At 35.9% G+C, this 26,151-nt stretch carries 21 protein-coding genes and 1 tRNA gene; 19 read left to right on the top strand and 3 right to left on the bottom strand.

Features of this window, described 5'->3' with window-relative positions; all coding sequences use genetic code 11:
• Nucleotides 1-34 precede the first annotated feature (34 nt).
• The 15 genes from ACJJVU_RS07790 to ACJJVU_RS07720 all read left to right on the top strand — a co-directional run bounded on the left by ACJJVU_RS07790 (nt 35) and on the right by ACJJVU_RS07720 (nt 17,055).
• Entirely contained in the window at nt 35-1,018 is a 984-nt protein-coding gene (locus ACJJVU_RS07790; protein ID WP_405223930.1) for a zinc-dependent alcohol dehydrogenase family protein, read from the top strand.
• A 199-nt stretch (nt 1,019-1,217) separates the two neighbouring features.
• Nucleotides 1,218-2,183, top strand: coding sequence for a 2OG-Fe(II) oxygenase (locus ACJJVU_RS07785; protein ID WP_405223928.1), 966 nt, complete (start codon nt 1,218-1,220; stop codon nt 2,181-2,183).
• Between the two features lie 96 nt (nt 2,184-2,279).
• A complete protein-coding gene (locus tag ACJJVU_RS07780; protein WP_405223926.1) occupies nt 2,280-3,086 on the top strand; it encodes an SDR family NAD(P)-dependent oxidoreductase in 807 nt (268 codons plus the stop codon).
• A 53-nt stretch (nt 3,087-3,139) separates the two neighbouring features.
• Complete coding sequence (locus ACJJVU_RS07775; RefSeq protein WP_405223924.1) at nt 3,140-3,295, top strand: hypothetical protein; 156 nt, start codon at nt 3,140-3,142, stop codon at nt 3,293-3,295.
• A gap of 226 nt (nt 3,296-3,521) precedes the next feature.
• The gene (locus ACJJVU_RS07770; protein ID WP_405223922.1) at nt 3,522-4,088 is read left to right on the top strand and encodes a hypothetical protein; all 567 of its coding nucleotides are present in this window, start codon (nt 3,522-3,524) and stop codon (nt 4,086-4,088) included.
• 155 nt (nt 4,089-4,243) lie between these two features.
• Complete coding sequence (locus ACJJVU_RS07765) at nt 4,244-6,052, top strand: N-6 DNA methylase (protein ID WP_405223920.1); 1,809 nt, start codon at nt 4,244-4,246, stop codon at nt 6,050-6,052.
• Complete coding sequence (locus tag ACJJVU_RS07760) at nt 6,052-7,398, top strand: restriction endonuclease subunit S (RefSeq protein ID WP_405223918.1); 1,347 nt, start codon at nt 6,052-6,054, stop codon at nt 7,396-7,398. Before ACJJVU_RS07765 ends, ACJJVU_RS07760 begins: the two co-directional genes overlap by 1 nt.
• A gap of 4 nt (nt 7,399-7,402) precedes the next feature.
• Nucleotides 7,403-10,408 carry a type I restriction endonuclease subunit R gene (locus tag ACJJVU_RS07755; RefSeq protein WP_405223916.1) on the top strand — a complete coding sequence of 1,002 codons (3,006 nt, stop codon included), beginning with the start codon at nt 7,403-7,405 and terminating at the stop codon, nt 10,406-10,408.
• Nucleotides 10,409-10,587: 179 nt separating this feature from the next.
• Entirely contained in the window at nt 10,588-12,606 is a 2,019-nt protein-coding gene (locus ACJJVU_RS07750) for an AAA family ATPase (RefSeq protein WP_405223914.1), read from the top strand.
• On the top strand, nt 12,603-13,583 hold the full coding sequence (locus ACJJVU_RS07745; RefSeq protein WP_405223912.1) for a hypothetical protein: 981 nt from the start codon (nt 12,603-12,605) through the stop codon (nt 13,581-13,583). The genes ACJJVU_RS07750 and ACJJVU_RS07745 overlap by 4 nt, the downstream gene beginning before the upstream one ends.
• An 8-nt stretch (nt 13,584-13,591) precedes the next feature.
• Nucleotides 13,592-14,197 carry a hypothetical protein gene (locus ACJJVU_RS07740; protein ID WP_405223910.1) on the top strand — a complete coding sequence of 202 codons (606 nt, stop codon included), beginning with the start codon at nt 13,592-13,594 and terminating at the stop codon, nt 14,195-14,197.
• Nucleotides 14,198-14,253: 56 nt separating this feature from the next.
• Nucleotides 14,254-14,514, top strand: a complete 261-nt coding sequence (locus tag ACJJVU_RS07735; RefSeq protein ID WP_405223908.1) for a hypothetical protein — start codon at nt 14,254-14,256, stop codon at nt 14,512-14,514.
• Nucleotides 14,515-15,304: 790 nt separating this feature from the next.
• Nucleotides 15,305-15,664: a hypothetical protein gene (locus ACJJVU_RS07730; protein ID WP_405223906.1), complete on the top strand. Its 360-nt coding sequence runs from the start codon at nt 15,305-15,307 to the stop codon at nt 15,662-15,664.
• Between the two features lie 143 nt (nt 15,665-15,807).
• Nucleotides 15,808-16,365 (top strand): hypothetical protein, encoded by a 558-nt coding sequence (locus tag ACJJVU_RS07725; RefSeq protein WP_339848270.1) that lies wholly within the window; start codon nt 15,808-15,810, stop codon nt 16,363-16,365.
• Complete coding sequence (locus ACJJVU_RS07720; RefSeq protein ID WP_405223904.1) at nt 16,366-17,055, top strand: nucleotidyl transferase AbiEii/AbiGii toxin family protein; 690 nt, start codon at nt 16,366-16,368, stop codon at nt 17,053-17,055.
• Nucleotides 17,056-17,670: 615 nt separating this feature from the next.
• Here ACJJVU_RS07720 and ACJJVU_RS07715 read toward each other — a convergent pair.
• Nucleotides 17,671-17,755, bottom strand: a tRNA-Ser gene (locus tag ACJJVU_RS07715).
• A gap of 506 nt (nt 17,756-18,261) precedes the next feature.
• Here ACJJVU_RS07715 and ACJJVU_RS07710 point away from each other — a divergent pair.
• Nucleotides 18,262-18,675, top strand: a complete 414-nt coding sequence (locus ACJJVU_RS07710; protein ID WP_405223902.1) for a BLUF domain-containing protein — start codon at nt 18,262-18,264, stop codon at nt 18,673-18,675.
• A gap of 60 nt (nt 18,676-18,735) precedes the next feature.
• Here the strand turns inward: ACJJVU_RS07710 and ychF are convergent, their stop codons facing one another.
• Entirely contained in the window at nt 18,736-19,830 is a 1,095-nt protein-coding gene (gene ychF / locus ACJJVU_RS07705) for a redox-regulated ATPase YchF (RefSeq protein ID WP_339848343.1), read from the bottom strand.
• 266 nt (nt 19,831-20,096) lie between these two features.
• Between ychF and ACJJVU_RS07700 the strand changes: the two genes are divergently transcribed.
• Nucleotides 20,097-20,609 carry a hypothetical protein gene (locus tag ACJJVU_RS07700; RefSeq protein WP_405223899.1) on the top strand — a complete coding sequence of 171 codons (513 nt, stop codon included), beginning with the start codon at nt 20,097-20,099 and terminating at the stop codon, nt 20,607-20,609.
• A 169-nt stretch (nt 20,610-20,778) separates the two neighbouring features.
• On the top strand, nt 20,779-22,146 hold the full coding sequence (locus ACJJVU_RS07695) for an alpha/beta hydrolase family protein (RefSeq protein ID WP_405223897.1): 1,368 nt from the start codon (nt 20,779-20,781) through the stop codon (nt 22,144-22,146).
• A gap of 1 nt (nt 22,147) precedes the next feature.
• Here ACJJVU_RS07695 and ACJJVU_RS07690 read toward each other — a convergent pair whose 3' ends face one another.
• On the bottom strand, nt 22,148-22,954 hold the full coding sequence (locus ACJJVU_RS07690) for an alpha/beta hydrolase (protein ID WP_405223895.1): 807 nt from the start codon (nt 22,952-22,954) through the stop codon (nt 22,148-22,150).
• A 264-nt stretch (nt 22,955-23,218) separates the two neighbouring features.
• Here ACJJVU_RS07690 and ACJJVU_RS07685 point away from each other — a divergent pair, with 264 nt between their 5' ends.
• Nucleotides 23,219-26,086 (top strand): M16 family metallopeptidase, encoded by a 2,868-nt coding sequence (locus ACJJVU_RS07685; RefSeq protein WP_405223893.1) that lies wholly within the window; start codon nt 23,219-23,221, stop codon nt 26,084-26,086.
• Nucleotides 26,087-26,151 lie beyond the last annotated feature (65 nt).

Genomic DNA, 26,151 nt, shown 5'->3' with positions numbered 1-26,151 from the left:
CAAAGAAAACCACAAACTATAAAAGAAAGCATATATGAAAGCAATGATTATCAACGAATACGGTGAGAATGCCGCATTCACAGCAAGCGAAGTAGCAAAACCTGCAGTAACTCCAGGTCACGTGAGTATCAAGATTGCAGCCTCTAGTGTGAACACGGTAGACACCATGATACGCAAGATGGGGTCAGACCTACCTTTATCTCCAGCAGCACCAGCTATATTAGGAATGGACTTTGCAGGAGTGATAGAAGCAGTAGGTGAAGGTGTACATGACTTTAAAGTAGGTGACGAGGTATACGGTTGTGTAGGTGGCCTTGCCGACTTACAAGGTACGCTAGCTGAATATATCGTAGCAGATAGTAAACTTATTGCTCACAAAGCTGCCAACTTATCTATGACAGAGGCGGCATCACTACCACTTGTGGCAATTACTGCTTATGAAGGATTAATACGCGCAGGGATTAAAAAAGGGCAGAAAGTACTCGTACACGGAGGTTCTGGAGGTGTAGGCCACGTAGCGGTACAACTAGCTATTTACTTTGGGGCAGATGTATATGCTACTTGTGGAGGACCAGAGCAACAAAAAATTATAGAAGGCTATGGAGCAACGGCAATTAACTATAAAGAAGAAACGGTTGAATCATATGTAGCAAAATATACAGATGGTGCAGGTTTTGACCTTATTTATGATACCGTAGGTGCAGATAACCTTACGAAGTCTTTTGAGGCAGCAGCACTTAATGCACAAATTGCTACTACAGTATCTATGTGCAACCTGGATCTTACTCCAGCACACTTTAAAGGGTTATCACTACACGTTGTGTTTATGCTCATCCCTATGTTACACAACTACAAGCGAGAAGAGCACGGAGCGATTTTAAAAGAACTAAGCAATATCGCACAAGACAAAGCACTAGTACCTCTTGTAGACAGCACATTTGCACTAGATAATGTAGGTGATGCTTATGCAAGACTAGAGAGTGGTAAAGCAATAGGTAAAGTAGTTGTAACTAACTAAGACCTCATCCATAGGCTTACTATGGAAAGCAATTAAACCTTAAACACCTATTTTATAGATGTTTAAGGTTTAAAAAATACAGAACTTTGCTTTTTACAACAACCACCATTTTTTACTACCAAAGCCACCAGCCATTTGTGCGTAGTTCTATTATAAATATAAAATATAATAGCAGTAGCTATACGTAAAACATATAATTATGAGTACCATCGAACATACAAATGCACTTGCAGAAGCTCGTGCTTTAGAAGTACCATCACGAGAATTATCATTAAGACGCGATCCATCTGTCTCTCAATTTTGGAACGAAAATCGCAAAGTACTAGAAGCTGCTTGGGCAGAATGGGAAATAGAAAACAAAGATGATTTATTAGTTCCTGACGAAACCTTGCTAGACCCACGATTACGTAAAGCCATTAAAGACGCTTGGGAAAACCCAGAAAATGAATCTGCTGTTGCCGATTTGTGGGAAGAAATTATACCAGGTGTTTATGTAGCACAGTTTTTTGATCTAGATCGTTTAGCAGATTTTCGAAACTATCTAGAAGCTGTAGCAAACTCAGGAGTGCCAAAACGTGCACCTTATGGTATTCAATTAAACAGATATGGAATGATGTTAGACCCTCGTTCTGAAGGTCATCTGGCAGCACCTAATTTTCAGGTATTTTATAATGATATGATGGACCGTTTTATGCGTCCTATAGCGCGTTTATTATTAGGAACTTACGGTTATGACAATCAGACTTTTGGTTTTTCAATACAGTACAATCCAGATAAAGACAAGGATTTACACGCACATACCGATGCCTCTGCAGCTACCTTGAATATCAATATCAACTTACCAGATGAGAAGTTTACGGGATCTGAGGTTGATTTTTATGATAAAGCTTCAGGAAAAACGGTACAAGCTATTTTTGAGCCTGGAAAAGCAATCATCCATAGCGGTAATGTGCCGCACGCTACGCACCCCATTACAAGCGGGCAACGTAGTAATTTAGTAGTGTGGCTATATGGAGATCGTATGCAAATACCACGCGGTAGTAAAAGTAGCTACGGAAATACTAGCAACAGTGATACTATTAAAGATGTTGCGTTAGAAAGTGTAACCGCTCGCCAGCGATGGAGTTTACCTGATGGTCCTAAAGATACCGTTGCTCCTTTTTAAGAAATGTAGACCTAATAACTATCTTAGAACAAGAATAAAATTAAAAGAACTGGCAGTACAACTATTGCCAGTTTTCATCAACATACACATATAGGAATGAGCAAGACCATATTAATTACTGGAAGTACTGACGGCATAGGTAAACTAGCCGCCATACAGCTAGCAAAACAGGGACATACCTTGTACATACACGGTCGTAATGCTACAAAAGTAGCAGAGACCATCGCCACCATAAAAGCCGAATCTAACAATGAACACATAGACGGTTTTGTAGCAGATTTTTCTAGTATGGCAGCAGTGTGTGCTATGGCTAGTGAGGTAAATGAAAAACTCACAACGCTAGATGTACTCATAAACAACGCAGGGGTTTTTAAAAGCCGCGAGCTGTTTACGGCAGATGGGCTTGATATGCGTATGGCGGTAAATTATATAGCGCCTTACCTGCTCACCACTTCCCTACTCGACCTCCTTAAAAAAAGCGACCGCACGCGCATTATAAACTTGACCTCTGCAGCGCAGTCATCTGTTATAGATAGCGTACTAGCAGGTACTAAAGAAGAGATCCAGCAGGAGACCTACGCACAGAGTAAGCTTGCTTTATTAATGTGGAGCTTTGACCTCGCGTTACAAGAGCCAGCACTTACGGTTATCCCTGTAAACCCAGGTTCTTTACTTAATACAAATATGGTAAAAGAAGCCTACGGTCACCACTGGTCACCAGCAGATAAAGGAGCAACTATTTTACAAGACCTCGCTACAAACCCTAGCTATGCGAGTCATAGCGGTGACTACTTTGATAATGACAAAGGAAGCTTTGGCAGGGCACATACAGATGCCTACAGTGAGCAAAAACGCACACACTTAATCACCACAACACAACAGATTTTAAAAAACATATCATAAACCACAAAAAGCTTTGCTTACTAGAAAACAGAGCCATCTCTACCCGTGACTATTTGATTAAAAATGGTACCACGAGTTCGCGCATTGAGAGTGCAAAAGGATTTGGTGAGTCTAGGCCCATACACATTTGTGATGAGGCAGACGATAGCTGTACAGAGGTGCAGTATTTAGAAAATAGACGTTCAGATTTTATTGTGGTTAGCAGGTAGCAACATCTTGCTCTTTACCCGATGACTGTAAGCCTTCCTAGTTCCCCCAACTATAGTGAAGGCTTATTTTTATGCAAGCCTTTAAAAGCTTTAGACTAATGGTGTGTGGAGTTTTCACGCTTTCGCGAAAGCGGACTCTCAACACCTCATAAACAGCACCTCATTTGCAAGCTACGGCACTATAAAAGATGGTATATTTAGGCCCGTATTCATCTAATCACGCGCTATGAAATATACCCTATTCCTCCTCACCCTACTCTGCATACTCACGGGATGCACACAAAAAGAAGCCACCTCACAAGAAACCGTCGCTGCCTACTACAAGGCCGTTGCCGAAGGGAATTATAAGGAAATAAGCAGCTTGATAAGCGATAGCATCACCATCACGGCTGGAGATTATGTGATGCCTTTTGACAAAGAAAGTTACTACGAGCAGTTTAAGTGGGACTCCATATTTAAGCCCTCCTACGAGGTGGTTTCCATAGAAAATGACAGCACGCAAGTAATCGCTACGGTAGCCGTGAGTTCGCTACGATTTGAATTTTTAAAGAACAACCCACTCACCTGCAGCCATAAAATATACCTCCATGATGGCAAAATCACCAAGCTAGAAGAAATCACCTGCATAGATGTAAACTGGGATGTGTGGCAACAAGAACGCGACTCCCTAATTACCTGGACCGCCCGCAATCACCCTGAGCTAGACAATTTTATTAATGACCTGAGTATGAAAGGTGCGATAAAGTATAAGAAAGCGATGGAGTTGTATGTGGGGCGTGGTAGGGGGGATTGAGTTTATTGAATAAAATAATACCTCAATTTTCTTAAAATTTAACCATTATGAGAAAACCCGTAATTTCTTACAAAGTTTAAATAGTATATTAGTCATTCGTTATGACTAAATCCATCTCACAACGAGATCTTATAACCAAATTTGAATAACAATAAATGAATTTAGATACACAGTCCCTACAGCCTATTATCAATTTTATCTGGACAGTTGCAGATGATGTTTTGATAAACAAATACCTAGAAAATCAATATCAAGACGTTATTCTACCAATGACGGTTTTAAGGCGTTTGGATTTGGCTCTAGAACCTTCCAAAGATCAAGTTTTGAAAACTTACGATGAGTATAAAAACAAAATGGATAATCTTAACGGATTATTAACCAGTAAAGGACATGGTTCAGGTTTAGAGTTTTTCAACACTTCTCCATACACAATGAAAAAATTGTTGGAAGATCCAAATAATATAGACTCTAACTTTTTAGATTACTTAAACGGATTTTCTGAAAATGTACAAGACATTATTCAAAAATTTAAGTTTCGTAACCAATTAGAAACTTTTGAAACAACAGGTATTACTTTTTCATTACTTGAAAAATTTTGTAGCCCAAAAGTAGAACTACGCCCAGAGAAAATATCGCCAATGGCAATGGGATATATGTTTGAAGACCTTATCAGAAGGTTTAACGAAAAAACCAATGCAGCAGCAGGACGACACTTTACCCCTAGAGAAATTATAGAATTAATGACTCATTTGGTGTATTTGCCTGTAAAAGACAAAATACAAAAAGGAACCTATTTGGTGTACGACCCTTGTGCAGGTTCTGGTGCAATGCTTACGCAATCTAAAAAGTTTGCCACCAACCCAGATGGTGAAATAAAAAGTAAAGCCAGTTTTCATTTATATGGTCAAGAAAACACAGGCGAAATGTATGCGGTTTGTAAATCTGATATGTTACTAAAAGGAGAAGACCCAGACAAAATACAATTTGGTTCTACATTGAGTAAATATGGTTTTGACCCTAACCTGAAGTTTAACTTTATGCTAACCAACCCACCATATGGAACAAGTTGGAAAGAAGACCAAAAAGAACTCAACGTAGGTACAGCAAAAAAAATAGAAATAAACGATACTCGTTTTAACTTAGAAATTAAAAACTTTAAAGGTGAACTAGAAAAACAATGTTTGACCTCTCGTAGCAATGACGGACAGTTAATGTTTATGCTACATATGCTTTCTAAAATGAAAGACCCAAAAGATGGTGGTAGCCGTATAGCTTCTGTACATAATGGCTCTGCCTTATTTACTGGTGATGCAGGAAGTGGAGAAAGTGGCATACGCCAATACATTTTAGAAAACGATTTATTAGAATGTATTATACAATTGCCGAACGATATGTTTTACAACACAGGTATTGCAACCTATGTTTGGATATTGAGTAATAACAAAGCAAAAGAAAGAAAAGGAAAAGTACAATTGATTAATGCTTCTTCTGAAGCTTTTTACAGTAAAATGCGTAAAGGTTTAGGGGATAAAAAAGTAGAATTACTATCCAATCATATTTTAGATATTCAAAACATATATTTTGATTTTGAAGAAAATGAATACTCTAAAGTGTTTGATATTGAAGATTTTGGCTTTTATCAAATAACCACACATCAACCTGAAAAAGACGAAAACGGAAAAATAATAAAAGACAGTAAAGGGAAGCCAAAATCGGACAAAGATTTAAAGGATACAGAAAACGTACCAATGATGGAAAACATTGATACCTATTTTACTCGTGAAGTATTACCCTTTGCACCTGATGCTTGGTATGATAAAAAGAAAATGAAATTAGGCTATGAGATTGCCTTCAATAAATATTTCTACCAATATGAAACCTTGAGAGATTTAGATACTATTTCTAAAAAGATTTTTGAGTTGGAAGCCGAAACAGATGGTTTATTAAAGGAAATTGTAGAATAATGAAAAATATAAAAACATATTCTACATATAAAAATTCAGAAGTTGTTTGGCTTGGAAAAGTTCCTGAAAATTGGAAAATAATTAAGTCTAAACGTATTCTAATAGAAACCTCAATAAAGGGATTTCCTGATGAAGAACTCTTGGCCGCAACTCAAACAAAAGGTGTCGTTCCTAAATCAGTTTACGGTAAGACTACAGTTACAGCTACTAAAAATTTTGAAACCTTAAAACTTGTAGAAAAAGGTGATTTCGTAATTAGTCTAAGGTCTTTTCAAGGAGGCATTGAATATGCTCATTACAGAGGGATAATTAGTCCTGCATACACAATTTTAAAACCCCAAGAAGAAGTTGTACATAAATACTTCAGATATCTATTAAAATCTAAAAGATACATTAGTGGCTTAACGCTTCTTGTTACTGGTATTAGAGAAGGACAAAATATCGATACAGGTAAATTTAAAGATTCATATTTACCACTACCACCAAAACCCGAACAAACCGCCATAGCTAATTTTCTAGATTACAAACTAGAAAAAATTGAGCGTTTTATAAAAAAGAAAAAACAGTTAATAGAATTACTTATCGAGCAAAAAGCAGCAATCATTAACCAAGCTGTCACCAAAGGTTTAAATCCAAATGTCAATCTAAAACCTTCAGGTATTGAATGGCTAGGTGATATTCCTGAACATTGGGAAGTGAGAAATACTTTTGAATATTTTAAAAATAGAAAAATTAAGAATATTGGTTTAATAAACAACAATCGATTATCCTTAAGTCACGGTAAAATTGTTACTAAATCAATTTTAGATGGAAATGGATTAGTGCCTGATTCATATGAAACATACCAAATTGTAGAACCTGGTAATATCATTTTTAGATTTACAGATCTACAAAATGATAAAAAAAGTCTTAGAACTGGTCTAGTATATGATTTTGGTATAATTACTTCTGCTTACGTAGCAATAGAAACTACTAAAACAAACTGTAATTCTAAATATTTTCATTTGTTATTTCACTCTTACGATTTATCTAAAGCCTTTTACAACTTAGGTGGAGGAGTAAGGCAATCAATGAGTTTTGCAGATTTAAAAAAAATCAAAATTTGTTGCCCTTCTGTTATTGAACAGGAACAAATTGTAATTTATATAGAAACTGAAACCACTAAAATTGATAAAACTATTTCTACAATAGAAAAAGAAATCGCTTTAGTAGAAGAATACAAAACCACTTTAATATCAGAAGCGGTTACGGGTAAAATAGATGTTCGAGATTTTAAAATACCAGAAGTAGAAACGCCATTAGCAATGGTAGCAGAAGACGCTACAGCTTATAACATAAAAGAGTAACTAAATGAGTAAGACTACCAACACTAAAGAAAACGGCTTTGAAAAGCACATTGTAGACCATTTGGTAATTACTAATGGTTATGTATTGCGTACATCACAAGATTACGATAACGTAAATTGTTTAGATAGTGAACTCTTGTTTCAATTTTTAGATGCTACCCAACCCAAAGCAGTAGAAAAACTAAAACGCTACCACAAAGAACTGTATCAACAAAAAATAATTAAACGCATAAACGACCAAATAAAACTTAAAGGTGTTATTGAGGTATTGCGTAAGGGTGTAACAGATGGTTTTACCGATACTAAGATTCGTTTGTTTTACGATAAACCTGTTTCTGCTTACAACACCAAAAACACAGAACTTTACCAAGCCAATCTATTTTCGGTAATGCGACAAGTGTATTATTCTACTAAAAACAAAAACTCTTTAGATGTAGTTAGTTTTATTAATGGTTTACCTATAATAAGTTTTGAGCTTAAAAACGAACTAACCAATCAAAATGTAAAACACGCCATAAAGCAATACAAAACAGACCGTGGCCCTAATGAAGAATTGTTTCGTTTAGGTCGTATGGTGGTTAATTTTGCAGTAGACACAGAAGAAGTTTGGATGTGTACTGAACTAAAAGGCGACAGCTCGTATTTTTTACCGTTTAATAAAGGAAACAAGAACGGAGCAGGAAATGAACCAAACGGAGGTATAAAAACAGACTATCTTTGGAAAGAGATTTTAACTAAAGATAGTCTTACCAATATTCTACAAAATTACACCAAGTTAATTACCGAAGAAAAAGAATACAAAGATTCTAAAGGCAACAAAAAAATAAAGAAAACCAAGAAATTAATTTTCCCTCGTTTTCACCAATTAACAGCGGTTTCTAGTATTCTACTAGATGCCCAAGAAAAAGGAGCTGGACAAAAATATTTAATTCAACATTCGGCAGGTTCAGGTAAAAGTAATTCCATTTCTTGGTTGGCACACCAACTGGTTGGTCTACACGATAAATCAGGTTCTAAAACCATTTTCGATACCGTAATAGTTATTACAGACCGCAGAGTTTTAGACAAGCAAATACGAGAAAACATAAAACAATACCAACAAGTAAAGGGTGTTGTACAAGCCATAACAGATGGTAGTAAACAATTAAAAACAGCTTTAGAAGAAGGTAAAAAAATCATAATTACGACCATTCAAAAATTCCCACACATTGTGGAAGATATTGGAGAATTACCAAGTAATAACTTCGGGATAATTATAGATGAAGCCCACAGTAGTTTAAGCGGACAAATGGCACGTAAATTAAACGAAACACTTGCCAAAGTTTCGGACGAAGAACAGTTACAGAGCGATTTAGAAAACTATGACGAAACAGAAGATGATGAAGTAACAGGCGAAGATTTTATAAGAGCAATGGTAAAAGCTCGTAAACTATTACCTAATGCCAGTTATTTTGCATTTACAGCAACACCAAAAAACAAAACCTTAGAATTATTTGGTGAACCATTTGAGCAAGATGGTAAAACCAAATATGCAGCATTTCATTTGTATTCTATGAAACAAGCCATAGAAGAAGGTTTTATAAAAGATGTGTTACAGAATTACACAACCTACCAAAGCTTTTATGCTCTACTTAAAAAAATAGAAGACGACCCAGAATACGATAAGAAAAAGGCTCAAAAGAAACTAAAAGCATATGTAGAAGGACACGACCACGCCATAAAAAAGAAATCTATTTTAATGATAGACCATTTTATGGATAATGTAGTTCGTAAGAAGAAAATGGGAGGAAAAGCAAAAGCTATGATGGTAACAAGTAGCAGAGCAAAAGCCGTACAATACAAAACTGCATTTGATGCCTATTTAAAATCTATCAATAGTCCGTATAAAGCAATTGTTGGTTTTTCAGGAGAAATAGATGGAGAAACTGAGTCAAGTTTAAACGGTTTTCCAAGTGGAAACATTCCAGAGGAATTTGAAAAAGACGAATACAAGTTTTTATTGGTAGCAAACAAATTCCAAACAGGGTTTGACCAACCACTACTACACACAATGTATGTAGATAAAAAATTAGGTGGAGTAAATGCGGTTCAAACCTTGTCGCGTCTAAACAGAAGTCATCCATTAAAAAAAGACACTTTTGTTTTAGATTTTGCTAATTCATCTGAAGATATAGAAAAAGCTTTTAAACCATATTTTGAAAATACCATTTTAGGAGAAGCAACAGATCCAAATAAACTATTTGACTTACAAGATGCTTTAGATAATTACCAAGTCTATTCTAGAGAACAAGTTGAAGATTTTTCAAATAAGATATTGGCAAATGTAGCGGTAGACCAATTACACGACATTTTGGATCAGTCCAGTGCTATTTTTAGAGAAGAATTAGAAGAAGAGCAGCAAGCTGATTTTAGAGCTAAGGTAAAGACCTATGTGCGCTTGTATATCTTCCTTTCTCAAATTGTCGACTTTGAAAGTGTGTATCTCGAGCGTTTATATATTTTCTTAAATCATTTGCAAAATAAATTAGTAACAGAAGCTGAACCTGATTTTTCGCAAGGTGTTTTAGACAGTATTGATATGGATAGCTATCGACTACAATTAGAAGCTACTACTAATATAGCAATGGAACAAGGAGAAGATTTACAACCTATCCCAACAGATATGAGAGGTGGCGTAAGTGACCCAGAGATTGACCAATTATCAAATATTATTCAAACTTTCAACGACCGCTACGGGACTGAATTTGAAGATGCGGATAAAGTGAGACAAATGGCTGAAAGCATTGTAAATGGAGTCGCGAAAAATAAAGATATGCTAAACTCTATTGAGCACTCTGACGAACAGAACGCTAGAATTACTAGTGATAAAATAGCACAAGACGAATTACTCAAACATGTCACTACAAATTTTGATTTCTACAAAGTTATAAATGACAACGCCGAGGCTAAAGAAGAGTTTAACAATATGGTATTCGGTATGGTCAAAGACCTATTAAATAGAGCAGGATAAATAATTAAGAAAGTATAAAATTAAATACTAATCAGTAGTAAAGAGAGGCTTTTAAACAAAATAGAAGCCTATTCAAAATTTTGTGGTTTGAAACTTTAAGAGTTAAGATTGATTGTAAATTTTTGAGCTCATTCATTTATTTAGGCTTACAGTAGAAAAAAATAAGAAAAATATAATCCTTGGAATTACTAGCATTTTTTATCAAAGACCACTTTTTATTCAACCAATGTGAATATTTTAATTTTGGTGGCGCATTTACTTTTGAGTTTCTGTATTCTAATAATAAGCTGGAAATAAATAAGTCGGAAAATCCAAAGCATATTTCTAACTTCTTTGGAAATCAAATAACTAATATAAGTGCTATTGTGGGGAATAATGGTGTAGGAAAATCTTCTATTATGAGGATACTAAACCAAGAACCAAATCATCAAATCATTAGTATTTATTGGGATGGCCAAAGCCTATTTTTAAGAAATCAGTCCGAAATACAAATTAGCACTCAATTTGAATATCAAAAATATAATGATGAAAATAAATTTTACCCCTTATATTATTCTAGTCACATTGATTACAACCTGAAAACTTTTCATAGTCCCATTAATCAATCTAATCTAATAGATGATAGTATTGAAGATTACTACTATAATAGCATTTTGAGACAAGTCTTTTTTCTGAACCAGAAAGGTCAATATCTTCAAAAAACTTTTCAGAATCTTCCATTCTATGAAAATTTAACTATCAAGGTCAACCAAATTGATAAAGATGAGTTCTTAGGATCTGATTTCTATAAAAATGCTACTATAGGGAAATCTATTCGAGAACAGTTGAAAATGCTTTGGAACCATTATAGTGTGTCTAATGAACAAGGAATACACGGTGATTTTAGATTTATCAGTAATTTTCAAGTCTTTGTTCTCTCCTTATTGGTCTCTGATGATACGTTTGCCCAAACAAATTCAAATGGTTATTCAGTAAGTTTCCAAGATGTTTTAAATAAGGAGAGGTTTGAAGATAAGTTGGAATTTTTTTTAAAGAAAAGATTAGATAATATAGATGGCGCGCTTTATCAAACCTTAGAGGAAAAAGTAGGTGTCAAATTCAAAAATGTAGATGCCCTAATTGAAAAAATTAAGGGCTATAAGATTTCTCAAATAGCTGGAGGATTCGATTTCGGTCAATTGAAAAAACATATGGTATTAACCATTCAACGTTACTCTAAGATTTTTGAACTTTATAATTTTATAAATAAAAATGCTGATAGAACATTCATTTTTGAAAAACCAAATGAGATTAGAATATCTGTAAAACAAGATACTACAGCAAATTTCCTTCAGACTTTTATTCAATTATATCAAGATGTTCACGAAGCTTTTCAATACATACAGTTCGAATTCAGAATATTTAATATCACTCCGGAGAAAAGACTTTCTACAGGCGAACAGTCATTATTAAACTTTTATAGCGCTATTTATTCCTTTGTGCGAAAAGGAGAAAACCACCTACGCAAGTACAATCAATACTTATTGTTGCTCGATGAACCAGAAACTGGTTACCACGCTGTTTGGAAGAAGAAATTTATAAAATCAATTACAGAAATATTACCAGAGCTTTTTATTGAACTAAGTCAACGACCAACAATACAAATCATATTTTCGACACACGATGCGCTAACCTTATCAGATATTCCGAATGATAATATAACTTATCTACAGAAATTGGAGAATTCAACTGTAAAGGTCTTCAAAATTGATGAACAAGGTAGACCCTTACGATCATTTGGTGCAAACATCACAGACCTACTAGCAGATTCATTTTTTGTAGAAGATGGCCTAGTAGGTGATTTTGCTAGAGAAAAGATAAATCATGCAATTAAATGGATTAATTATCTCGATTTATTTCAAGAAATAACCAATATCAAAAACACTCGTAAAAATTTGAATGATCAATTAAACCCTAAGGAATACAATGTTAAAATTAATTTATATAAAAATTTAGAGAATGAATTAGGTGATTTTGGTAGGGAAGACTATAAAAAAATACTAAATATTGTTGATGAACCCATTTTACGAACTAAGATGCAGTCAATGTTTGAGAATACTTTTCCTGAAAGTGCAAAAGAGGAAAATATTAAAAATGAAATTATAAGGCTCGCTTCTCAAATTAATCAAGATGTAGAATTTAAAAGAAAGGATAAATGATTTTTATAAATAGGTCTGCAACCAATATAAAAAGAGCCAAAGTTGAACACTCAAAAATAGTTCTACCTTATCTGAATAGACATCGACACAAAGCAACTGCTATTTCTGATTTTATTGTATATAATAGAGGTACTCTAATTAATGGCAGTCCTCAAGAAATTTATGATTTAAATTTAAGATTTTATGATGCTTTACCAAAGTTTACAAGCGCTGGTTTTTTAGACTATCTACGCATATGCTCTTTAAAACCAAAAAATAGATCTCTTGCTGAGAGAAAGAAATATTCAAGATACAAACGACTTAATAAAAAAATTGAGGAAATTGTTAATTATGAAAATTGGTTTATTTCCTCCTCTAAAAAGTATGATTATTCTTTAGCATCCAATTTAGATAGGACAACGTGTACGTATTGCAATAGAATTTATACAAATACGATGATATCGAGAAGAGGAAGAAAATTAATGAGGCCTCAATTTGACCACTGGTTCCCCAAAAGTATCTTCCCTCTTTTAGCTCTTTCTTTTTTTAACCTTATTCCTAGTTGTTCAATTTGTAACAGTACAGCCAAAAGTGATACTATTTTTTCACTCAACAGACATTTACATCCATATATTATTGAAGACTCTTTAGATAATTTTTCTTTTACTTATAAATATTTTAGATCTACGAACTCTTATACTGTTGAAATAAAATCTTCGGTAGGAAATAAGAAAACGTTCAACACATATAATGATTTGAATCTTAAAGAAGTTTACAATGCTCACAGTTCAGAGCTATCAGATTTGATTGAAATCAAAAAAGCTTATTCAGTCAACTATATTAAAAATATGATGTTGGCATATCCTGATGCAGGACTTTCATATGAAGAGACTTATAGAATAGTTTTTGGAGTAGAATATGAGACATCAAATTTTCATAAAAGACCTTTCAGTAAATTCAAAAAAGACATTCTCGAAGAACTAAAAATAATTACTTAAATAATTCAATGAATATAGATACTCATATCAATACCGTAAATATAGAATTAGACGGTATAATTTCTGAAATTTTGAAAGCGCCCAAAGATAAATTTAAAATTGGACAATTTCATACTAATCAGCTCTTTGATCCTGGTACTGAATTTAATTCATATCCAAATACTAAGCCCGAATTTAAACATATTTTAGCTAAACTAGATGATTATTATGGTGATTGCATTTACTGGTTTGAAACAGAAACTACCGAAGATGCAATTAAATTAGATAATCTTCTTTCTGAATATAGAAGTAAAAAGCAGTTAAAGAATTCTGGATATAGAGCAGTTCCAACAACAAACAAATTAGCTCATAAGGATAAGACATTTTATTTAGGAGTAAGAAAAGGTAAACCAAGTAAAAGGGGCCTAACTAATATAATGGGCAGAATTAATCAACACCTTGGATATTATAAAAATGCTAGAACGCAAGGTCTACAATTATATCACTGGGCTAAAGATGCAGATGTAACTATAATAATTCATTGTGTCCATTTTAATCAAGATTTAGGTCCTCTCCTTTATGTACTTGAACATAAACTGGCTAACAAGTTACATCCACATTGTGGGAGGCATTGAAATAACAACTTAATTTAAATATAACTCAACATTCAATAAAGAAAATCAACTATATTATGGATAATAAGCAATACGTTTTAGAAATAGCTACTGTACTTAATCGCGCTAGTGCGACATTAATGGCATCAGACTTAGCGGACATTATGAATACTTTCGGTCGAACAACAACATATGGTACCGAATATAAAGGGTTACGCGGTACTTATACCTTAATCCATGCTACCTATGACTGGCTAGTTGCTAAAGGAAGAAAACCAGATGCAGATATTGTTGCCGTGGCTTTCACTAAACCTGATGGTACCTATGCATACGGGTAGAAATTATGAATCCTTATTTTAACTAATAAACATACTAATTTCAAATTACCTTAAAAGTTTTCTCTTAATCTATGAATGAATTTTACTTGCAATCTTTACTCAACGAATTAACAATGTTGAAAAAAAGAATCACAAAACTAGGAGCTCTGTTATACATTATCCCTCTTATTTTTTTCTTCTTGAAAACAACGTAGACATAAACTTATCTCTCAGTATCTTAAATCTAAGTAATAGTGAATTTATCTTATTTTTTATTCCCAGTATTCATGCTGGGGTATATTTTTATCTCATTTTTTCTGGAGAAAAATCCATTGAAGCCTTCACTTTAATCGAAGCGTTAGTACCTAAAGATTTAGCAAGTAAAGAATGGTTAAAAAGCGTCCAACCTAAATTTGCATTAAGCAAGCTGTTTGAAACTCTATCAAAGAGCCACTTTTCTACTATACTAATGCTTGTACCAATGTTTGTATTAGTTGTGATATTCCCTCTAGTTTTTCAATTATATAGTATTATAAAGTTGATTCTGATTTCTTATAGAGATGGTAATTGGGTTTACTGGGCGCTCTCTATAGTTTCAATTATACTATTAATTACTGTCATTTACTATGTAACGAATGGACTTTCATTTAAAGAATTATTTAAAAGAAGGGAAGAACTTATCGAGAAACTTAGTTAAAAAATAAAACCAATCTATGAAAACAGAACTTATACTCAGAGACCACGCTCTAAAAGCAGTTCAAGAAATTGAGAATAATTGTATCCCAACCGAGATTAAACCCAACACCCACCAATGACCATAGAAGACCTAGCAGGTACATACACCATCACAGGAAGCAACCAAAGTGCAGATGCAGCTGGCTATGAGGGCGAACTCACACTAGCGCTAGATGAGTACAAGAGAATCGTTGCTACGTGGCTAATAAGTGGTGATCAGCGCCAACAAGGAACTGGTTTCTTTAAGAATAACATTCTCGTGATTAATTTTAATTATGAAGGCGATGACGAGACCATCTACAAAGGTGTCGTAGTCTATCAATGCATCACCAAAGATCTACTAGAAGGCTTCTGGTCAGAAAAACACGGTAATCCGCTATACCTAGGTGAAGAGCGCTGCTATAGAAAAGGGGTGAATAAGGAGGTGCTTAATTAGTCGGTAGGCGGTAGTTGGTAGGCGGTAGTAGCATAGCTTAGGTAGCGTATTCTATATTCGAATATGGAATATGATGTATTAACTTATTGAATTTTAATTATATATTCATTATTATTGCATATTCGAATATGGAATAATAAGTTATGAAGTATAAACAACAAATAATGAGTCCGCAAGACATTGTGATCTTATTAAAGATTATTGCCATAAATAATGAAAAATGGCAGCAGCTAGATTTGGCACACACATTAGGCATTAGCCAGTCTGAGGTGAGTAAATCTATTGTACGTTCAAAATATGCGGGCCTGATTGACCCTTCTGGAAAGAAGGTATTTAAACTGGCACTACTCGACTTTTTAAAGAGTGGTATTACCTATGTATTTCCGCAGAAACCCGGGTCATTAGTTAAAGGAATACCAACAGCACATTCTGCACTACCGCTTAACTCTCAGATTGTGAGTAATGAGCATTATGTGTGGCCCTCAGCCCGTGGTACTTTAAGAGGACAAGCTATAGAACCTCTTTATCCATCGGTTATAAAGGCGGTAGAAAGTGACGCAATCTTATATGAATTGTTAGCCTTAGTAGATACTTTACGCGTAGGCAGGGCAAGGGAAAAAGCTATGGCTATTAAAGCCTTAGAACGTTTATTTTTTGATGCTAAAAGCACTAATGATGGTACGAAATTATTGGTACTATAAATGATAAGTCAGGAAAAAAATAGAGACGCAATTGAGCAAGTAGCTATTGGACTTGAGGAACTCAAGGAGACAGCGGTGTTTGTAGGCGGTGCAGTGGTGAGTTTATACGCAGATAATCACGCAATTAATGAAATAAGAGTAACTGAAGATATAGATGTTACCATTAAAGTTAAGAATTATAGTGATTGGATAAAAATAGAAGAGCAATTACGGGATCAAAAATTTTATCCAGACCCAGTAAGCACCTCTATTGTGCGTAAAATATTTAAAGGAGTACCTGTAGATATAATTCCAGATGGTATTGATAACCCCGTAAATGTTAATAACAAATGGTATGCATATGGCTTTAAGGACATCCACAAAGCAAAAGTCAACACGCAAGAGATTCAAATTTTTAGTCCATCGATATTTATAGCTACTAAGTTTGAAGCATTTAATAGCAGAGGTACAGATTACCGCACCAGTCACGATATTGAAGATATACTTTACGTATTATTAAATAATAGCGACATTGTTTCTGAAATAAAAAACACCCATAAAGACGTTCGTCTATTTATAAGAGAGCAATTATCACTACTGCTTGTACAGCGCAGTAGTGATGAAATTTTGTCGGCAAATATTGATCGTCAAATTCTTACTGAAAGTTTAGACCTATTAAAAGTAACTATCAATCAAATAATTGATAGCTAAATATCATTGCACCAGCTAAATAATTAGATAAAAAAGGGATTACCTAAAGGTGATCCCAAAGGGGGAATCCTGGGCAAGCATGAAACCTTCAACGAGCTATGCTCGTTGGGTTTTTTGTTTTCTACCCCTACTTACAAGCGGAGATTACAAATAATTAATTGGTGAAAATTAGAAAGGGATTATCTGCGGTGATCCCAGAAGAGGAATCCTGGGCAAGCATGAAACCTTCAACGAGCTATGCTCGTTGGGTTTTTTGTTTTCTACCCCTACTTTCAAGCGGAGATTACAAATAATTAATTGGTGAAAATTAGAAAGGGATTACCTGCGGTGATCCCAAGGGGGAATCCTGGGCAAGCATGAAACCTTCAACGAGCTATGCTCGTTGGGTTTTTTGTTTTATCCCTTCGCCTACCAAGCTAGCTTGACTAATAACAATTGATGACAAATAGAAAAAGGGATTACCTGCGGTGATCCCAGAGGGGAATCCTGGGCAAGCATGAAACCTTCAACGAGCTATGCTCGTTGGGTTTTTTGTTTTCTACCCCTACTTTCAAGCGGAGCTTGACGTATGGTTATAAAACAAAAAACCCGCAACAACGTTGCGGGTTTCTTTTGCGGAGAATGAGGGATTCGAACCCCCGGAGGTGTGACCCTCAACAGTTTTCAAGACTGCCGCATTCGACCACTCTGCCAATTCTCCTAGAGTGCCTCATCAAGCTATCTGCTTGATTGCGGGTGCAAATATACAGTGCTTTTTCCTTTACAACAACACTTTTTTGTAGTTTTTTTTAATCTACCACATAACTCCCACTACCCGAGTACTTTTAGCACAAAAAAAAATAAAATCACCCTTCCCTCAACACCTAACATCCTAACCCAACCAAAAAAAACTTCCCCGCAAGGGGAAGAAAAATGAAGTCTCTCTTCGAAGAGAGATTTAGAGAGATGTCCCACAACAGTAAGCAACAACAGAAAAGAAAAAACCACCACAGTCCAACACCCCTTTCCCGCAAGAGAAAGAAAAATGAAGTCTCTCTTCGAAGAGAGATTTAGAGAGATGTTTCACAACAGTAAGCAACAACAGTAAGCACACAACAGTAAGTCCCCCAAATTCTGTTCATCAAAATTTCAATAACGTCCCTCTAGTTCTAAAAAGCGTTAAACAATTATCATAATATATTTATATTTGCCGCAAGATCCCTAGTTATGAAATCTGTGTACACCATCTGTTACTTTAGTAAAGCCTCTGAGGATTTATCTGAAGAAGAAATTCAAGAAATCTTTGATCATACTAATGAGCGCAATAATGAGCGTGGTGTGCGTGGTATCTTACTACACTCATTTGGTAACTTCTTCCAAGTACTAGAAGGTGACGAAGAATATCTTACCAACTTATACACTACTAAAATCAAACATGATACGCGTCACCACAGCGTGTTTGAGGTAATTAATAAAGAAAGTACTAAATCACTTTTTGAAGAATACAACTCACATTTTCAAACCATTGAAAATAGAGAGCAGCTAGATGAGATCAAAGCGTATCTCAAAGTACACTCGATACAATCTACTACATCAGATAAGCTGTCACGTCTTTTAAGATCTTTTATTATACTTGACTAACCATCATAAAAAAGCCTCACTGTTTTCACAGTGAGGCTTTTTACTTAGTGATGCTTGTACTTATACGTTAAATAAGAAATGCATTACATCTCCATCCTTAACAATGTATTCTTTTCCTTGTACTGCTAGCTTTCCAGCCTCGCGTACTTTTGACTCACTACCGTAGGTTACAAAATCTTCATATTGTATTACCTCTGCACGTATAAAGCCTTTCTCAAAGTCTGTGTGGATTACTCCTGCCGCTTGTGGTCCAGTTGCTCCTATGTTTACCGTCCATGCGCGTACTTCCTTTACACCTGCTGTAAAGTATGTTTGCTGGTTCAATAACTTGTAGGCTCCACGTATTAAGACAGCACTTCCTGGCTCTTCAAGACCTATATCTGCAAGAAACATCTGGCGCTCCTCATAATCATCTAGCTCTGTAATATCTGCTTCTGTACCTACAGCAAGTACTACTACTTCTGCATTTTCTTCTTTTACAGCCTCGCGTACCTTAGTTACATACTCATTACCATTTACAGCAGCACCTTCATCTACGTTACACACGTACATTACTGGCTTGTCTGTAATAAATTGTAATGGCTTTACATACTCTTCTCTCGTATCCTCATCTATATCAATAGCTCGTATAGAGATTCCTGCTTCTAGTGAAGATTTTATTTTTAAAAGTACTGCCTCTTCTGCTTGTGCTTCTTTATTACCCGTACGAGCAGCGCGTTTTACTTTTTCAAGTTTCTTATCTGTAGTCTCAAGATCTTTAAGCTGTAGCTCTATATCTATCGTTTCTTTATCGCGTATAGGATCTACACTTCCATCTACGTGTACAATATTATCGTTGTCAAAACAACGTAGTACGTGTATAATGGCATCTGTCTCACGTATGTTTCCTAGAAATTGATTTCCTAGTCCTTCTCCTTTACTTGCTCCTTTTACAAGACCTGCGATATCTACAATCTCTACCGTAGCAGGGACTACACGCTCAGGCTTTACAAGCTCTTCAAGTTTTGACAGACGTTCATCTGGTACATTTACCACACCTACGTTAGGCTCTATAGTACAAAACGGGTAGTTTGCACTTTGCGCTTTGGCATTAGACAGACAGTTAAAAAGGGTTGACTTCCCTACGTTAGGTAATCCTACGATTCCAGCTTTCATAAAATAATGTGTATTAATAGTACGCTTTCGCGAAAGCGGAAAAAATACCTTTCCACTCTTTTTTCAGGATGCAAAGATAATTCTTATTTATAGATCTACCGACTGCCAGACCAAGCTTATATAAACATCCCAAAGTTGTGATATTTTAAGAGAAAGAGGAGGTTGCTACACAAACTTTGGCAAAGACTTAGCAAAGCATTACCATACCCTTAAGCATCATAGAGGGATTGCATAGGTACTTTTGTACAGAACCAAAACAAGACAACATGAAGAAGTTAATATATACAGTATGTGCAGCGCTTTTTACAATCACAGCAGCACAAGCACAGGAAACGATAGAAGAAACGACAACGACAAGAACGACCGTAAAATCTTCACTAGGTAACGAGACTGTGTACAAAACAGAAAAGGTATCTACAGTAACGCCTACACAACTAGATCCTACAGAGGAAGGAAAATTGAACCAAACGTTACAGCGAGGAAATACTGTTGTAAAACGTGAGGTAACGTATACTTATAATGATTCTGAGTTTCAACTTGAAGAATCTGAAAACGGGTATACTATTATGAGAACTCGTGAGAATAATACATCTGAGTACGGAACCATGCGCCAACTTGCAAAAGGTGACGTGTACTTACTCAAAACTGCAAACGGGATTTCTGTAAGCTACTTTGATGAGGATGGAAATATGGTCTCTGAAGAGTATAACAATGATGATGACTCTGTAACGACAGTGACTTATAAAATTAAAAAAACGCCAACTTCTACTAAGTTTTAAGAAGTAACGTATGATACAACAGCCATAGACAACTTTGGTTGGTTAGATTCCCGAGAGCGCAAGCCTCGGGTTTCTTTTTGTTAGGCTTTCGCCAAAATTTGAACACTTTACCCGCAATCCATACATTTACAAGTATCTTAGTATTCTATATATTCTTTACTAGTACATTATGAAAGCTTTATTTACACTCATCCTAGGTTTTTTAATCACGCTTACCTCCTACTCACAAGAAATTACAGGAGACTGGACAGGCACCGTAAACTTTCAAGGAAAAAAGCTAGACTTTGCTTTTCACATTCAAGAAGAGAATAGCGCTCTTGCCACCACAATGGATATCCCAAGCCAAGGACTTATGGCGGGAAAAGCAGCAACTACTACGTTTACAAATGACACACTCGTCGCGACTTTTCCAGATTTTAATATCATATACAAAGGTGCTTTTGAGAATGATAGCTTTACGGGTAATATTATCCAAAATAACTTTCCCGTAGCACTCAACCTCGAGCGTGGTGTGATCACATTAAACAGGCCACAACAACCGAAGGCGCCCTTTAACTACACCACAAAAGAACTCGTTTTTAAAAATAAGGAGGACGATATCGAACTTAGCGGTACACTCACACTTCCTAATTATATAAAAAATCCTCCCGTAGCAATTATCATAAGTGGTAGCGGCCCGCAGAATAGAGATGGATATATGTTTGGCCACCAGTTATACTACGTCCTTGCAGATTATCTCACCAGACAAGGTATTGCCGTTTTTAGATACGACGAGCGTGGCGTAGGTAAATCTACTGGAACTTTTAAAACTGCAGGTATCACAGAGTTTACGAGAGATGCCACGGCTGCACTTGAGTATCTTAAAAAGCGTTCTTATCTCAAGGAGTCTAAATTTGGGTTTATAGGTCATAGCATCGGAGGGATTATCGCTCCGCAAATTGCGGCAACTAATGATGATGTAGATTTTACAGTCATGCTCGCAGGACCTGGAATAAATGGTGACCAACTCATGCTCTCACAAAAAGCAGCGCTAGAACGGTTACTTAATGTACCAGAAGCTCAAATAAAACAAGGACTAGAAATCATAGGACGTGCTTATGAGATCATTGTAAATGCTCCAGAAAATCATAGAGACCTAAAAAACGAAGTAAATGCAGCCTTACTTAACAAACTTGGTCCTAATGTACCCGCACAGCAAGTGGAATCCATCACAAATCAAATCACTACTCCCGAGATCATAAGTCTACTAAGAACGAAGCCAAGTACATATTTAAGTAAAGTCAAAACTCCTATTCTCGCAATGAATGGTAAAAAGGATTTACAAGTTCCTTATGAAGAGAATCTAGAAGCTATAAAAGAAGCTTTTGCTGCTAGTAATAACGAGCGCACAAGAACAGTAGCCTTTGAAGGGCTTAATCATCTCTTTCAAGAAAGCACCACTGGCGCGTTAACGGAATACTCAGAAATAGAGCAAACCATGGCTCCAAGAGCACTAACGCTCATTGCAAAGTGGATTAAGGAAGAAACGATTAGATAATTTAATTAAGAACCTTATCTATAGCTTCCTCATAGGCAGGAAACTCAATGAGGTTATTATGTCCACCTTCTGGAATGGTAATTAATACCTTTTCTTCTTGATCTATGCTGTCAAATAATCGCTTTCCGTGGGCGTATGCCACCACTTCGTCTTCTGTACCGTGAAGCACCGCAATAGGTGATTGCACATCATTTACATAACGATACGTTGGGAATTCATATTTGAGTAATCTCTTAACTGGAAGGATAGAAAATCTTGAGCTTGCCTCGTTTTCAATACTATAAAATGGGGTTTCTAGTACTAGTTGGCTCACATTTTCTTGAGCTGCAACATAAGTCGCAAAGGTTGTCCCCAGACTTCTACCGTAGCTTATTATTGGGGTTGTGGGATATTGCGCTTTCGCGAAAGCGTACCACAGCAAACTATCATCATATAAATTTTGCTCAGTAAGCGCTCCTCCACTCTTTCCATACTGACGATAATCCATCACTACGACATTATATTGTTTCTCAACAAAAAACTGCACAATCTCTCCCCAGCGAGCAAGACTTGACGCGTTACCGTGAAAGTATAAAATGGTTCCTTTTGCATCGTCTACTTGAAAGTTAAGTCCGTGCAAGCGCGCTCCATCTTGAACATCTAGCCAAACCTCCTCAGCCGGATGTTCAAAATTAAAGTCATAATCCTGCGGCAACTGCTGCGGATGAAAAATAAGATTGTCTTGAAAGAAGTATAAACCTCCACAGAGAATCGCGTATAGGTTTGCAACAATAAATAGTATAATCAATGGTTTTTTGAGCTTTTTCATGAATGCTGCCTTGATGGATGCGCTGCAAAAATACTATTCTTCTTTTCGTTTACAGAAAATACTGCAGAATGAGGCGTGGCTTCAGTAAATGCTGTAGGATTAAAAATTCATAAATAATGAGGTATTTGTGATACTAGATGAAGTCTATATCGCTACGAAAGTAATATTAACAATCTCAGTATCTGCCATTAACATAATTTTATGAAAAGGTTATCAAGTTGCAGATTATCTTACAGAATCTTAAAAAATCAAAAAACACAGATCATGAAAAACTTAAAAACAGCTGCTTTTGTCCTTATGGCAGGAGCCTTTGTTGTTACCTCGTGTAAAGACAATGCCAGTGGTGACAAGGCACAAGCAGCAGATGCAAAACTCTCGATAGACTATGAAAAATACGAACTTGAAAACGGACTAGACGTTATCTTGCATCAAGATAGTAGTGATCCTATTGTATCGCTTGCCATACAATATGCCGTAGGTTCTAACCGTGAAAAGACTGGACGCACTGGTTTTGCACACCTTTTTGAGCATATGCTCTTTCAAGAATCTGAAAATGTACCACAAGATCAGTTCTTTAAAACGGTACAAGATGCCGGAGGAACATTAAATGGAGGTACCTGGAAAGATGGAACTATCTATTATGAAACGGTACCTAACAATGCACTAGAAACGGTATTATGGTTAGAATCTGACCGTATGGGATTCTTAATTAATACAGTAACTGAGTCGGCTTTTGAAAATCAGCAAGAGGTGGTTCAAAACGAAAAAAGACAACGTGTAGATAATAATCCTTACGGTCACACGGGATGGGTACTTGATAAAAACATCTATCCAGAAGGTCACCCATATAACTGGCAAGTTATTGGCGAACTAGAGGATTTACAAAATGCTACGGTAGCAGACGTAAAAGAATTTTACGACAAGTTTTATGGTCCTAACAATGCGACACTCGTACTTGCAGGAGATTTTAAAACTGAAGATGCAAAAGCACTTATTGAGAAGTACTTTGGTGAGATTAAAAAGCGTCAAGAGGTAGCTCCACTTGAGCCACAGCCAGTAACAATCGCCGAAACAAAGAAACTCTACCACGAGGATAACTTTGCACAAGCACCACAATTACACCGTGTGTACCCAACAGTGCAGCAGTATACAGATGATGCCTACGCATTAGATTTCTTAGCTGAAATTCTTGCAAGCGGAAAAAAAGCTCCTTTATATAAGATTCTTGTAAAAGAAAAAGATCTTACTTCAAGAACAACAGCTTACAATAATAGCCAGGAAATTGCAGGAGAATTTCACGTGATCATCACTGCAAATAGCGGTGTAGATCTTGATCAAATTGAAGCAGCAATAGACGAAGGTCTTGCAAAATTTGAAGCAGAAGGCGTTACAGATAAAGATGTAGAGCGTATCAAAGCTGGTCTTGAAACTGGTTTCTATAATGGTATAAGCAGTGTAAACGGTAAAGCGTTCCAACTAGCAAGCTATAATGTATTTGCTGGTGAGCCAGATTTTATTGAAAAAGATATTGAGAACATCAAAGCGGTTACAAAGGAAGATGTAATGCGTGTGTATAACACTTACGTAAAAGGGAAGCCATATGTGCAAACGAGTTTTGTACCTAAGGGCCAACTTAATCTTATTGTAGAAAACTCTGTAAAAGCAGACGTTGTTGAAGAAGAAATTAAAGAGAATGTAACTAAGGTAGTAGAAGATGCAGTTACAGAAGTAGTAAAAACACCATCTAAAATTGATCGTGCTACGCCTCCATCTGTAGGAGACGCTCCTGCTCTTAAAATTCCATCGTCATGGGAAGCAGAACTTTCTAACGGTATTGAAGTGTATGGAATTTCTCAAAATGAAATCCCTACGGTAAACTTTAACCTCGTGATAGAAGGTGGTCACTTACTTGACAGTATGGAAAAAAATGGGGTAGCAAACCTTATGACAGATATTATGATGGAGGGTACTGCAAATAAAACTCCAGAGCAGTTAGAAGAAGCCATAGAATTACTAGGAGCAAGTATCAATATGTATACTTCTCGCGAGGCGATTACCATTCAAGGAAATACGCTTACTCGTAACTTTGCCGCTACCATGGACCTTATAGAAGAAATTTTATTTGAGCCTAGATGGGATGAGGAAGAGCTAGGACGTATCAAGACCGCTACTATTAACGGTATTAAGCGTAGCGCTGCAAATCCTAACGCAGTAGCAAGTAATGTATATAACAAAGTATTATATGGTGAAAATCATATCTTTTCTTACCCTACAAGCGGTACAGAGGAGTCTGTAAATAGCATCACGATGCAAGATCTAAAGGATTTTTACGCAACAAACTTCTCACCTTCTGTGAGCCGTTTCCATATCGTAGGAAAAATTGAAAAAGAAGATGCGCTAGCAGCACTTGCAGATCTTGAGTCTAAGTGGGAGGCAAAAGAAGTAACAATCCCAGCATACCCAATAGCAAATACAAGAGACAAATCTTCTTTATTATTTGTAGACATTCCAGAGGCAAAGCAATCTGTGATTAACATAGGATACTTAGGTATGGCACGTACAGACAAAGACTTCTACCCTGCCGAAGTAATGAATTACAAACTAGGAGGATCTTTTTCTGGAGCTGTAAACCTTATTTTACGTGAAGAAAAAGGATATACTTATGGAGCCCGTACCTACTTTAATGGATCTAAACTTCCAGGTACATTTACTGCTTCTTCTAGTGTACGTACTAACACAACTGGAGAATCTGTTGAGATTTTTAGAGATGAGATTAGAAAGTACAAAGAAGGAATCTCTGAGGAGGATCTTGCTTTTACAAAAAATGCACTTATCAAATCTAATGCACGTCGTTTTGAGACTCAATTTGCTTTATTAGGAATGTTACAAGAGCGTAGCGCTTATGATCTTCCTACAGATTACATTGAGAAAGAGGAAGACGTAATACGTAATATGACGTTAGAGCAGCACAAAGCGCTTGCAAATAAATATCTTGATGAAAACAAGATGGCTTACCTCGTAGTAGGTGATGCCGCAACACAATTTGCACAGTTCAAAAAAATGGGCTTTGACGAAGTAAAAATGCTAGACAAAGATGGAAATGAAGTAGATCTTAAGAACGTCAAGCAATAATGTGAATAGAAGTACAGTGAATTTCATTAAAGAGAGTCTCCACACGGAGGCTCTTTTTTTATGCG

The organism is Dokdonia sp. Asnod1-B02, from assembly GCF_045063955.1.
Classification (GTDB): Bacteria; Bacteroidota; Bacteroidia; order Flavobacteriales; family Flavobacteriaceae; genus Dokdonia.
The sequence above is the reverse complement of the archived record's forward strand: the minus strand, read 5'-3'. Positions and strand labels throughout refer to the sequence as shown.

Excerpts from the sequence above, each read along its gene's own strand:
- ACJJVU_RS07790 (WP_405223930.1), top strand. The coding sequence starts at position 35 with ATGAAAGCAATGATTATCAACGAATACGGTGAGAATGCCGCATTCACA.
- ACJJVU_RS07785 (WP_405223928.1), top strand. The coding sequence starts at position 1,218 with ATGAGTACCATCGAACATACAAATGCACTTGCAGAAGCTCGTGCTTTA.
- ACJJVU_RS07780 (WP_405223926.1), top strand. The coding sequence starts at position 2,280 with ATGAGCAAGACCATATTAATTACTGGAAGTACTGACGGCATAGGTAAA.
- ACJJVU_RS07770 (WP_405223922.1), top strand. The coding sequence starts at position 3,522 with ATGAAATATACCCTATTCCTCCTCACCCTACTCTGCATACTCACGGGA.
- ACJJVU_RS07765 (WP_405223920.1), top strand. The coding sequence starts at position 4,244 with ATGAATTTAGATACACAGTCCCTACAGCCTATTATCAATTTTATCTGG.
- ACJJVU_RS07760 (WP_405223918.1), top strand. The coding sequence starts at position 6,052 with ATGAAAAATATAAAAACATATTCTACATATAAAAATTCAGAAGTTGTT.
- ACJJVU_RS07755 (WP_405223916.1), top strand. The coding sequence starts at position 7,403 with ATGAGTAAGACTACCAACACTAAAGAAAACGGCTTTGAAAAGCACATT.
- ACJJVU_RS07745 (WP_405223912.1), top strand. The coding sequence starts at position 12,603 with ATGATTTTTATAAATAGGTCTGCAACCAATATAAAAAGAGCCAAAGTT.
- ACJJVU_RS07740 (WP_405223910.1), top strand. The coding sequence starts at position 13,592 with ATGAATATAGATACTCATATCAATACCGTAAATATAGAATTAGACGGT.
- ACJJVU_RS07735 (WP_405223908.1), top strand. The coding sequence starts at position 14,254 with ATGGATAATAAGCAATACGTTTTAGAAATAGCTACTGTACTTAATCGC.
- ACJJVU_RS07730 (WP_405223906.1), top strand. The coding sequence starts at position 15,305 with ATGACCATAGAAGACCTAGCAGGTACATACACCATCACAGGAAGCAAC.
- ACJJVU_RS07725 (WP_339848270.1), top strand. The coding sequence starts at position 15,808 with ATGAAGTATAAACAACAAATAATGAGTCCGCAAGACATTGTGATCTTA.
- ACJJVU_RS07720 (WP_405223904.1), top strand. The coding sequence starts at position 16,366 with ATGATAAGTCAGGAAAAAAATAGAGACGCAATTGAGCAAGTAGCTATT.
- ACJJVU_RS07710 (WP_405223902.1), top strand. The coding sequence starts at position 18,262 with ATGAAATCTGTGTACACCATCTGTTACTTTAGTAAAGCCTCTGAGGAT.
- ychF (WP_339848343.1), bottom strand. The coding sequence starts at position 19,830 with ATGAAAGCTGGAATCGTAGGATTACCTAACGTAGGGAAGTCAACCCTT.
- ACJJVU_RS07700 (WP_405223899.1), top strand. The coding sequence starts at position 20,097 with ATGAAGAAGTTAATATATACAGTATGTGCAGCGCTTTTTACAATCACA.
- ACJJVU_RS07695 (WP_405223897.1), top strand. The coding sequence starts at position 20,779 with ATGAAAGCTTTATTTACACTCATCCTAGGTTTTTTAATCACGCTTACC.
- ACJJVU_RS07690 (WP_405223895.1), bottom strand. The coding sequence starts at position 22,954 with ATGAAAAAGCTCAAAAAACCATTGATTATACTATTTATTGTTGCAAAC.
- ACJJVU_RS07685 (WP_405223893.1), top strand. The coding sequence starts at position 23,219 with ATGAAAAACTTAAAAACAGCTGCTTTTGTCCTTATGGCAGGAGCCTTT.